The following is a 9,526-nucleotide window of genomic DNA, read 5'->3' on the forward strand; positions in this document are numbered from 1 at the left end:
ACTCACCAGCTGGCGCCCGGATGCTGGCGCGCGAGGCTCTGCATTTGCGCGAGCACGAAACCCATGTGCTCCGAATGCTCGCCGTGCTTGCCCGTGCTCACGTGCCGCAGCGCCGCGGGCAGCGTCAGCGTGGCCTGGTCGAGCGTGGCGCGCACGTCGTCGAGCCACGCGGCTTCCAGCGCCGAGGTGCGCGGGCCGATGCGGGCCGCGGCGACCGCGTCTTCCACTGCGTCCGCGCTGAAGAACTCGTACGTGTACGGCATCAGATAGTCGAGCGCGGCCTGCGCGCGACGGTGCGATTCGTCGGTGCCGTCCCCGAAACGGATCAGCCACTCGCTCGCGTGATGCGCGTGGTAGTGCGTTTCCTTGATCGACTTCGCGGCAATCGCGACGAGCTGCCCGTCGCTGGAGCCCGTCAGCGCACCCCACAGATGCATCATCAGCGTCGCGTACAGGAAGTTGCGCACGATCGTCACCGCGTAATCCTTCTCGGCCTGCGCGGTGCCGGCGAGCGGCCCGTAATGCGGCAGCTCGGCGAGCGTGTAGTTCGCGAATTCGCGCTCGGCGCGGAAGTACGCGTAGTCGTCTTCAGTGCGCTGACGGCCGGTGAGCTGCGCTTCGAGCTCGGCCGCGTGCGTGTACAGCAGGCGCGCCTGGCCGATCAGGTCGAGGCTCATGTTCGACAGCGCGATGTCCTCTTCGAGGACCGGGCCGTGGCCGCACCACTCGGTGTTGCGCTGGCCGAGGATCAGCGCAGTATCCGCAAGGCGCAGCACGTACTGGAGATGTTCGGGCGTAGTGGGCGTAATGGACGTAGTGGTCATGGCCGTGCTTACATGTGGTTGACTTCGTCGGGGAGCGTGTAGAACGTCGGGTGGCGATAGATCTTGTCGCCCGCCGGTTCGAATAGCTCGGCCTTCTCGTGCGGCGCCGAAGCCGTGATCGCCGAGGACGGCACCACCCAGATGCTCACACCTTCCTGGCGGCGCGTGTAGACGTCGCGCGCCATGCGCAGCGCCATCGGAGCGTCGGCGGCATGCAGACTGCCGCAGTGTTTATGGTCGAGTCCCTGCTTGCTGCGCACGAACACTTCCCAAATCGGCCATTCCTTGTTCATTGCTGATCTCCTGATTCCTTTGATGTGCGGTGCCACTCAGGCGGCGTGCTGTTGCGCGCGCTGGCGCTGCTTTTCCGCGTGGGCGAGCGCGGCTTCGCGTACCCAGGCGCCGTCTTCATGGGCCTTCACGCGGGTCGCGAGGCGCTCGCGGTTGCACGGGCCGTCGCCATTGACGACGCGCCAGAACTCTTCCCAGTCGATGTCGCCGTAGTCGTAGTGGCCGCGCGCCTCGTTCCATTTGAGGTCCGGGTCGGGCAGCGTGACGCCGAGCACCTTCGCCTGCTCGACGGTCGCGTCGACGAATTTCTGGCGCAGGTCGTCGTTGGTGATGCGCTTGATGCCCCATCTGGCCGACTGATTGCTGTGGACCGAGTCCTTGTCGCTCGGGCCGAACATCATCAGCACCGGCCACCACCAGCGGTTCACCGCCTGCTGGACCAGCTCGCGCTGCGCTTCGGTGCCGGCCATCATCGCGAGCAGCGCGTCGAAGCCTTGGCGCTGATGGAACGACTCCTCCTTGCAGATGCGGATCATCGCGCGGGCGTACGGGCCGTACGTGCAGCGGCACAGCGGGATCTGGTTCATGATCGCCGCGCCGTCGACGAGCCAGCCGATCACGCCGACGTCGGCCCAGGTGGGCGTCGGGTAGTTGAAGATGCTCGAATACTTGGCCTTGCCCGCGTGCAGCGCGTCGATCAGCTGCTCGCGCGACACGCCGAGCGTTTCGGCGGCGCTATACAGATAGAGGCCGTGGCCGGCTTCGTCCTGCACCTTGGCGATCAGGATCGCCTTGCGCTTGAGGCTCGGCGCGCGCGTGATCCAGTTGCCCTCGGGCAGCATGCCGACGATCTCCGAGTGCGCATGCTGCGAGATCTGCCGCACCAGCGTTTTGCGGTACGCGTCAGGCATCCAGTCCTGCGGCTCGATCTTGCCGTCGGCGGTCATGACCGCGTCGAAGCGAGCCTGTTCGGGCGAATTCGCGTCCGCGTCCAGCGGGGCGACGTTGCCGGGGATATCGAGGGATTGGGTGTACATGAGGGACGCTCTCTCTGGAGGAGTGGTCTGTGTCGACCTAGTATAAACCAACCGACCGGTCGGTTAATAAATTTTTTTGTGAAGAGGCGTTTGGGGCTTTGTCGGTTGCCGTGTATGTCAAACCCAAAACCAAGGCCAAGCGAGTGCTCGCGGGATCGACGCTTGCACATGCGGGGGCCAATGGGAATGCGGACGAAGTCTCGGCTGTCCGCCAGGCGCGCGAGCGGATCGCCGTCAACAACCGGCAGCGGCGGCAGCCGCAGTCGAGTCGGTTCGCTATACCCGGCTGGTTCTCCGACTCGCGCTCTGGTTAAACCGGAAGGGCCGGCAAGACGGGATATCCGACAAGCAGCGGGAGGGGATTGGCAGGCGCGCGGGCAGTTCGCCGCGCAAGTCGTGCGCCGCCGGCACAGGAAACTGATCAAACGTGGCAAGCGGCTCGCCGATCTCGACGATCACTGTCGCCACCGCGCCCGCATTGCCGCGAGACAGTGCGATACGCGACCGAGTTTTTCGCGTCGCTGTGCGCGAGGCGCGCCGTCCGGCATTATGTCGACGCGTTGATCGAGCTCCAGGATGATCTGGGCTGGCGCAACGATGCCGTTGTCGCCGACCAGCTCCTGAAGCCGTTGCCACGAGCATCGCCCGAAGCGGCCTTGGGCGCAGCCTTCGCGCGAGGTTATCTCGCTTCACGCGTCGCTGCCGATCATCAGACATTGAAGAAGCGGTGGAAACGCTTCAGGCGCCTCCCGCCACCGCACCAGGCGCGCCTGTGGCTCAAAGGGGAGAGTCCGCTTCGCAGCTTGTGACCGTTGGACGCTTTTGACAGGCAGTGGCTCGCTCAACCCTCCGTTGGTCGTTGCTGTGGCTTCTTACTACGGGTCGTGTTGTCCGTCTCGCGCAGCGCCGCGTTTGCCCTGACTAACAATGCTGCATCGTGGTCACGCAGCACTGCGTCGACTGCGTCGAAGGCCTTCTTTAGCTCCTTTTTTCCAGGCTTCGTTGAATTGTCGCCTTCCGATATGACATCAGCTTCCTTCTTCAACCGCTTGACGAGTTTCGCAGCAAACCGGCTATCGAGCGATCTGTTCTGGACGAACTCCTTGATCTGTATGGTCAACGCCACCAACGCCTGTTCAGTTGTTTCATTTGAGGTTTCATTTGAGTCGCTGGCATTGTCAGAAAACGATTTCTTCCCCATCAGAATTCTCCAAAGTGTATTTACTCTCAGCGAGCAGCGGCGAAGACAGAGCGTAAAGTTGCGAATCGGAATACCTGAGAGTATCACTTCGTGAATCTGCGCGATCACTGCCTCAGCTTGTGTCTGTCTCGTCCCTCGGCAAATCCATAGAAAGTGAAGATCATCAGTCACGCGCGCCTACGCATTTATACAGCAGGGCATTCACACGATCATGCTGACCTGCGTGATCGTCGTGCTGCCGAACCTCGGCGCATCGACGCAGCGCGCGTTGCTGCGGCTGGCGGGGGCTGTCATCGGCAGTGCGCTCGCACTGTTCATGGTCGTGTCCGTGATACCGCATCTCGACGACATTGTCGGCCTGCTGCTGATCACGTTGCCCGTCGTCGCGTTCGCGGCGTGGATAGCGGCTGGATCCGAGCGGATCGGCTACGCAGGCATCCAGCTGATGTTCACCTTCTCGCTCGCGCTGCTCGAACGATTCGGCCCAACCACGAATCTCACTGAAATCCGCGACCGGTTGGTGGGCATTCTGCTGGGCGTCGGCGTGGCGACCTTCGTGCAGACGTCGTTCTGGCGCGAGGGCGAAGGTGACGTGCTGCGGCAGAAGCTGGCGACCACGTTGCGCGCGATTGCCGCACATCTGAGCGCATCGCATGCAGACGCCGACAGGCGCGATGAATTGCCCTACGCTCAGCGCCAGTTGCAGGCGTGGGCTGTGCTGGCCGATTGCGAGGCGACGCTCTCGCGCGTTGCGCTCGAGCCGGGCTGGCAGGAGACGGAACAGACGCAACTGACGCTGTGCGCACAAACGGTTCTCGCGCAGGGGCGCGAGATCATGCTGGCGGGCGATGCGTTGCGCAACACGCTGGTTGCGCAAGCGGGATCGTGGAGCCCACCAACGATCGATGCAGTGCGCTCGACCTGGGAACAGGCGCTCGCCGAACTCAACCGATACGCGGATGAACTCGCGGCCAGCCCGCCCGACGCCCGCGCGCCGCGCCGCATGGAAATCGCCGCGCGAGCCGCCGAACCGGTCCAACTGCTCGACATGCCACTCATCGCTGCAGCGGAACATCTGGCACGGCAGGTCGCCGGATTGCCGGACTGGCGCGTCGTGGCACCCGTTAAGGCGCCTGCTTTTCGGGCCGCACGAACATGAAAGCGCAATCAGTGTCTCGCGTGTCGTCCTGGCATGGCACTGCCTTCTGCGTCGCGGGATGGCTGTGCGGCAGCCTGGTGAGGTGTACGCTGATCCATGACATCGGCACGCCCTATCCTGCGATTTCGCCGGAACAGATCAATCTCGCCGACGACATCCATCTCGCGCGCGATGGATGGCCGGCCGCGCGCTGGTGGACGCACTATCACGATGCGCAACTCAGTGCGCTGATCGATCAGGCGCTAAGCGATGCGCCGACGATGGTGATCGCACGCACGCGCGTGGCCCAGGCGAGGTCGGATGTCGAGCTTGTCAGAACGGGGTCGAGTCTTCAGGTCGTGGCGCTTGCGCCGCTGAATCGCGAGCATGTTTCCGCGAACGGCTTCATCGGCCCGTTTGCGATGAACGAACCGGCGTTGGGGCTGACGGGCCCATGGTACACCGAGGGCGTCGTCGGACTTGGCGCAAGTCTCACCGTCGACATCTGGGGCAAGCAGCGCGCGCAGGTCGCGGCGTCGCTGGGCGTGAGCAATGCGCGGCTCGCCGAGACGTCCGCCGTCGAACTCGAAATCTCGACGGATGTCGCGCGGCTTTACTACGGCATTCAGACGACTTACCAGCTTCTCGATCTGCTGGACGAATCGCATGAAGTGGCGGAGTTCTCGGTGAAGGCACACGAAGCTCGTGTGGCGCGGGGCCTCGAAGCCCGCACGCTACTGGAAGAAGCAAGAACTGAGCAATTGGCCATCGAACAGCAGACTGTGGCGGCGCAAGGACAGATCAGGCAGTTTCGCGAATCGATGCGAGCGCTGGCGGGCGCGGGACCCAACGGCTTGCCAGCGATCGAGCCCGTCGCGCTCCCGCGCTCGAAGGCGGCTTTACCGACGACGCTTTCATACGAACTCCTTGCCCGGCGGCCCGACCTGCACGCGATGCGATGGTATGTAGAGTCATCGTTCGACCGGAACGACGCAGCGAAAGCGGCGTTCTACCCGAGCTTCGACATCAAGGCGTTCTTCGGCTTCAACGCATTGCATCTTGCCGACCTCTTCACGCATGCAAGCCAGCAGATCAACCTGATCCCGGGCCTGTATCTGCCGATCTTCGACGGCGGCCGGCTCAACGCCAACCTGAGCGGAGCGCGCGAGGGCAGCAACCTGTTGATCGAGCAGTACAACCAGGCGGTTCTCAACGCAGTACGCGATGTTGCGCAGACGGGCAGCCGCCTGCAGGCGCTCGATGCGGAGGCCGAATTGCAGAAGCAGCGGATCGAATCGGTTGCGTTCGCGAGGGACAGCGTCGAAGCCTATTATCAACGAGGTCTGACGAGCCGGCTCGCGGCGCTCGAAGCGCGCCAGCAGGTGATCGCCGAGCAGCTTGCACTGCTCACGCTCCGAGGGCAGATGCTCAGTCACGAAATTGCGTTGACCAAGGCGCTCGGCGGCGGGTATCGCGCCGAAGCACCCGTCGAACTCATGCCGCGCTGAACGGTGCGAGCGGGCATCAATCCAGTTGCGCGCGAAGCGATGCAAACTCCGCGCGGCATGCGTCGCTGAAGTTGTTGAGGATATCGACGGAGCCGTCCGCAAGCATCTCGCGAATCTCGAGGAAGGACTTGTCCGGCGCGAGGTAGGTGTCGACGATCTTGCGTCCGATGACGTCGGCTTCGTCTGCGACTTCGCGTGAAGACTGGATCCGCATCCGGCCGATTTTAGCGTAGAGGCTGCCAACCGAGTTCAGATCCGGCTCGTTGTGTTGCAGTGCGTCAACGTAGCACCTGGTCGCCTCCTCGATGAACTCCTTGTAGAGTTCCTGACGCCGGACGCGGTCATGTGCACGCCACTCCGCGCGAACCTGGGTGCGTTGGGTCAGCCATGAAGCCAGAACCGAAGTGAGGCCGCCGATTGCAGCGCCCACGAGTGCAGCCAGTGCGGAGATGATCGATGCATTCATGGAGCTGCCGCTCATTGCTGTTTGCGATCATCCATATTAGCGCCCGCGCGCGCATTTCCTGGGAGTAGTGCCAAGACTGTGAGCCAACAGGGTGAAGAAGACCGGTCCCGCGGTACCTGCCAGCAGGTGCGACCGGCAGGCCGACCTGGCTTGGGATCGCAGCCGCCGAAGGGCTAGTCCGGTCCGAAAGCTGGCGTTGGGTCTTGTGAGGCCGGACGGGTGGTCAGGGTCGAACTGAGACGATCGCGTGATCTGGTTCTGTGCGGCCGCAAGCTGATACCGGCGTAACGCGGTCTAATGGCTGTCGGCGGAACAAACCAACGGAGCACGGCTTCCGGTCTGGAAGATGTACGAACCTCCCGCAACGGCGGTCCCGATTGATGCGCGTCCGCAAATGCTCAAGTTTGTTGTCAAGTAGCCCGGAATTGCTCAAGTTAGCTGACAAGCCGCGTCGAGCGCTCATGGCAAGGTGAGCGCTAAATCATTGATTTTTATAGGGCCTGGCGCTCAACTTAGATAACAACCGATAGGGCTGATAGCTCATTGAGGGCGTCGAAGCATGCATGCTGGTTTGCCCAGTTTCGATGGGCCGGCGGTTCAAGACCGGCCGCCACCCCGCGCCGACACTTACCGGTAAAATTGCGAATTGGCCGCGATTTGCGGCCCACTTGCATCTCCGGTACTCATGTTACGTCTAAGCGAAATCAAACTCCCCCTCGATCATCCCGAAAGCGCCCTCGAAGCCGCCATCCGTGCGCGCCTCACGGAACTCGGCGTGGCGCGGGACGGGCTCATCCGGTACACCGTGTTTCGCCGCGCGCACGACGCGCGCAAGCGCGCCGACATCAAGCTCACCTATATCGTCGATGTCGAGGTAAAGGATGAAGGGGCCGCGCTGAAACGGCTCGCCGACGTGCCGCATTGCGGCGTGACGCCCGACATGAGCTACAAGTTCGTCGCCGAAGCGCCCGCCCAACTCAGCACGCCGCGTCCGGTCGTCATCGGCATGGGGCCGTGCGGACTGTTCGCGGGCCTGATCCTCGCGCAGATGGGCTTCCGGCCGATCATCCTCGAGCGCGGCAAGGCCGTACGTGAGCGCACCAAGGACACGTTTGGCCTGTGGCGCAAATCGGTGCTGAATCCCGAGTCGAACGTGCAGTTCGGCGAAGGTGGCGCGGGCACCTTTTCGGACGGCAAGCTCTACAGCCAGATCAAGGACCCGAAACACTACGGCCGCAAGGTGCTCGACGAATTCGTGCGGGCTGGTGCGCCGGAGGACATCCTGTACCTGAGCCGGCCGCATATTGGCACGTTTCGTCTCGTCAGCATGGTCGAGAAGATGCGCGCGAGCATCCACGAGTTGGGCGGCGAAGTGCGCTTCGAAGCGCATGTCGAGGACATCGACATCGACAACGGCCAGGTGCGCGGGCTGACGCTGTCGACCGGCGAGACGCTGCGCTGCGACCACGTTGTACTGGCGGTCGGCCATAGCGCACGCGATACCTTCCAGATGCTGTACGACCGCGGCGTTCACGTCGAGGCGAAGTCGTTTTCGCTCGGTTTCCGGATCGAGCATCCGCAAGGGGTGATCGATCGGAGCCGTTTTGGGAAATTTGCCGGTCACAAACAGCTCGGCGCAGCCGACTACAAGGTGGTGCACCACTGCAGCAACGGGCGAGCGGTCTATAGCTTCTGCATGTGTCCCGGCGGCACCGTGGTGGCGGCCACGTCGGAGCCGGGGCGCGTCGTCACAAACGGCATGAGCCAGTACTCGCGCGCGGAGCGCAACGCGAACGCGGGCATCGTGGTGGGCATTACGCCAGACGACTACCCGGGCGGGCCGCTCGCCGGCATCGCGTTCCAGCGCAAGTGGGAGGAGCGGGCGTTCGAGCTCGGTGGCGGTAACTATATGGCTCCAGGGCAGTTGGTCGGCGACTTCATCGCGGGGCGGCCGTCCACTTCACTCGGCTCGGTCGTTCCATCGTACAAGCCGGGCGTGCGGCCAACCGATCTCAGCACCGCGCTGCCCGACTACGCGATCGAAGCGATTCGCGAAGCGCTGCCACAGATGGAGAAGAAAATCGCCGGTTTCGCGATGCATGATGCGGTGCTGACCGGCGTTGAAACGCGAACTTCGTCGCCGGTACGCGTGCGTCGCGGCGACGACTACCAGAGTGTCAACGTCAACGGGCTGTATCCGGCGGGCGAGGGTGCGGGGTATGCGGGCGGGATCTACTCGGCGGCAATCGACGGAATCGAGGTCGCCGAAGCGGTCGCGCTGAAGATCATGAGTCAGCAAACGGCGTGAGTCCGAGCCGGCACAGCCGCCGGGCGCCGGGGTATGCGCACCTGCCTGCGATTGCCGGCGATTGCCGCGTCGTTCGGGCAAAATGCGCGTTTCGCCTCGAACCGATCCTCCGAATGACCAATCGCACCCTGGCTGCCGCATGCGGCGCGGCGCTGCTTGCCCAATTTGCCCCGTTTGTCGTTTCATCGAGTGCGTTCGCTGCCGAAGCGCCCGAGCATTGGGTCGCCGTTTGGGCGACCGCGCTGCAACCGATTCCACAGCGGGCCGAGTTGCCACCGCTGTATCGCGCGCCGGAAGTCGCCGGGCGCACCGTTCGGCAAATCGTGTATCCGACGTTGTCGGGGAGGGTGGCGCGAATTCATCTGAGCAATGCGTACGGCAAGACGCCTCTCGTCATCGACGAACTGCGCATCGCGCGCTCGGCCGATGGCTCGGCAGCGGTCGAGGGCGCCGGCAGTCGGGTGACGTTTGGTGGTAAGGGCGCGGTCAGCGTTCCGCCTGGCGGCGAGGTGGACAGCGATCCGGTCGCGATCGATGTCGTCGAGGGCGCCCCATATGCGATCAGTGCGTTCATGGGACCGGAGCAGCGGATCGTCGCATGGCACCGAGTGTCGAATCAGGTGAATTATGTGTCGGGGCCCGGCAATCACACCGCCGACGCGTCCGCCACGGCGTTTCGCGGCCGCTTCACGCAATATATGTGGGTCACGGGCTTGTCGGTGGAGGCGGCGGCACCGTCGCTTGCCGTGGCCG

General features: G+C 63.7%; 10 protein-coding genes (1 of these 10 only partly in view). 5 read left to right on the plus strand and 5 right to left on the minus strand.

What is annotated here, in order from left to right; translation table 11 throughout:
• Positions 1–2: 2 nt before the first annotated feature.
• Genes paaC through paaA form a run of 3 tightly spaced genes read right to left on the minus strand, consistent with a single transcriptional unit; the run spans position 3 to position 2,152 of the window.
• A complete protein-coding gene (gene paaC, locus OKW45_RS33770) occupies positions 3–824 on the minus strand; it encodes a 1,2-phenylacetyl-CoA epoxidase subunit PaaC (protein WP_429473167.1) in 822 nt (273 codons plus the stop codon).
• A gap of 8 nt (positions 825–832) precedes the next feature.
• On the minus strand, positions 833–1,117 hold the full coding sequence (gene paaB, locus OKW45_RS33775) for a 1,2-phenylacetyl-CoA epoxidase subunit PaaB (RefSeq protein WP_018418671.1): 285 nt from the start codon (positions 1,115–1,117) through the stop codon (positions 833–835).
• Between the two features lie 36 nt (positions 1,118–1,153).
• Positions 1,154–2,152 carry a 1,2-phenylacetyl-CoA epoxidase subunit PaaA gene (gene paaA / locus OKW45_RS33780; RefSeq protein WP_429473169.1) on the minus strand — a complete coding sequence of 333 codons (999 nt, stop codon included), beginning with the start codon at positions 2,150–2,152 and terminating at the stop codon, positions 1,154–1,156.
• A 491-nt stretch (positions 2,153–2,643) separates the two neighbouring features.
• On the opposite strand from paaA, the gene OKW45_RS33785 reads away from it, so the two are divergent.
• Positions 2,644–2,961 (plus strand): CHAD domain-containing protein, encoded by a 318-nt coding sequence (locus OKW45_RS33785; RefSeq protein ID WP_429473170.1) that lies wholly within the window; start codon positions 2,644–2,646, stop codon positions 2,959–2,961.
• Between the two features lie 32 nt (positions 2,962–2,993).
• On the opposite strand, the gene OKW45_RS33790 is transcribed toward OKW45_RS33785, so the two are convergent.
• The gene (locus OKW45_RS33790; protein WP_429473171.1) at positions 2,994–3,353 is read right to left on the minus strand and encodes a hypothetical protein; all 360 of its coding nucleotides are present in this window, start codon (positions 3,351–3,353) and stop codon (positions 2,994–2,996) included.
• Between the two features lie 211 nt (positions 3,354–3,564).
• Here OKW45_RS33790 and OKW45_RS33795 point away from each other — a divergent pair, with 211 nt between their 5' ends.
• The gene (locus OKW45_RS33795) at positions 3,565–4,512 is read left to right on the plus strand and encodes an FUSC family protein (RefSeq protein WP_429473173.1); all 948 of its coding nucleotides are present in this window, start codon (positions 3,565–3,567) and stop codon (positions 4,510–4,512) included.
• A complete protein-coding gene (locus OKW45_RS33800) occupies positions 4,509–5,999 on the plus strand; it encodes an MdtP family multidrug efflux transporter outer membrane subunit (protein WP_429473175.1) in 1,491 nt (496 codons plus the stop codon). Before OKW45_RS33795 ends, OKW45_RS33800 begins: the two co-directional genes overlap by 4 nt.
• 16 nt (positions 6,000–6,015) lie before the next feature.
• Here the strand turns inward: OKW45_RS33800 and OKW45_RS33805 are convergent, their stop codons facing one another.
• A complete protein-coding gene (locus tag OKW45_RS33805; protein ID WP_035470484.1) occupies positions 6,016–6,465 on the minus strand; it encodes a hypothetical protein in 450 nt (149 codons plus the stop codon).
• 685 nt (positions 6,466–7,150) lie between these two features.
• Here OKW45_RS33805 and OKW45_RS33810 point away from each other — a divergent pair.
• Both OKW45_RS33810 and OKW45_RS33815 read left to right on the plus strand, forming a co-directional pair.
• Positions 7,151–8,773 carry an NAD(P)/FAD-dependent oxidoreductase gene (locus OKW45_RS33810; RefSeq protein ID WP_429473176.1) on the plus strand — a complete coding sequence of 541 codons (1,623 nt, stop codon included), beginning with the start codon at positions 7,151–7,153 and terminating at the stop codon, positions 8,771–8,773.
• A 113-nt stretch (positions 8,774–8,886) separates the two neighbouring features.
• On the plus strand, positions 8,887–9,526 hold the 5' portion of the coding sequence (locus OKW45_RS33815; RefSeq protein WP_429473177.1) for an SGNH/GDSL hydrolase family protein. Its footprint extends 641 nt past the window's final position; 640 of the gene's 1,281 nt are visible here — the first part of the coding sequence; it begins with the start codon at positions 8,887–8,889; the stop codon falls past the right edge of the window.

This window comes from Paraburkholderia lebeckiae, assembly GCF_050436225.1.
In the GTDB taxonomy this organism is placed as follows: Bacteria; Pseudomonadota; Gammaproteobacteria; order Burkholderiales; family Burkholderiaceae; genus Paraburkholderia; species Paraburkholderia tuberum.

What these genes read in the sequence shown, in the direction of transcription:
- OKW45_RS33810 (WP_429473176.1), top strand. Translation starts at nt 7,151, where the DNA reads ATGTTACGTCTAAGCGAAATCAAACTCCCCCTCGATCATCCCGAAAGC.
- OKW45_RS33795 (WP_429473173.1), top strand. Translation starts at nt 3,565, where the DNA reads ATGCTGACCTGCGTGATCGTCGTGCTGCCGAACCTCGGCGCATCGACG.
- paaA (WP_429473169.1), bottom strand. Translation starts at nt 2,152, where the DNA reads ATGTACACCCAATCCCTCGATATCCCCGGCAACGTCGCCCCGCTGGAC.
- OKW45_RS33790 (WP_429473171.1), bottom strand. Translation starts at nt 3,353, where the DNA reads ATGGGGAAGAAATCGTTTTCTGACAATGCCAGCGACTCAAATGAAACC.
- OKW45_RS33800 (WP_429473175.1), top strand. Translation starts at nt 4,509, where the DNA reads ATGAAAGCGCAATCAGTGTCTCGCGTGTCGTCCTGGCATGGCACTGCC.
- paaC (WP_429473167.1), bottom strand. Translation starts at nt 824, where the DNA reads ATGACCACTACGTCCATTACGCCCACTACGCCCGAACATCTCCAGTAC.
- paaB (WP_018418671.1), bottom strand. Translation starts at nt 1,117, where the DNA reads ATGAACAAGGAATGGCCGATTTGGGAAGTGTTCGTGCGCAGCAAGCAG.
- OKW45_RS33805 (WP_035470484.1), bottom strand. Translation starts at nt 6,465, where the DNA reads ATGAATGCATCGATCATCTCCGCACTGGCTGCACTCGTGGGCGCTGCA.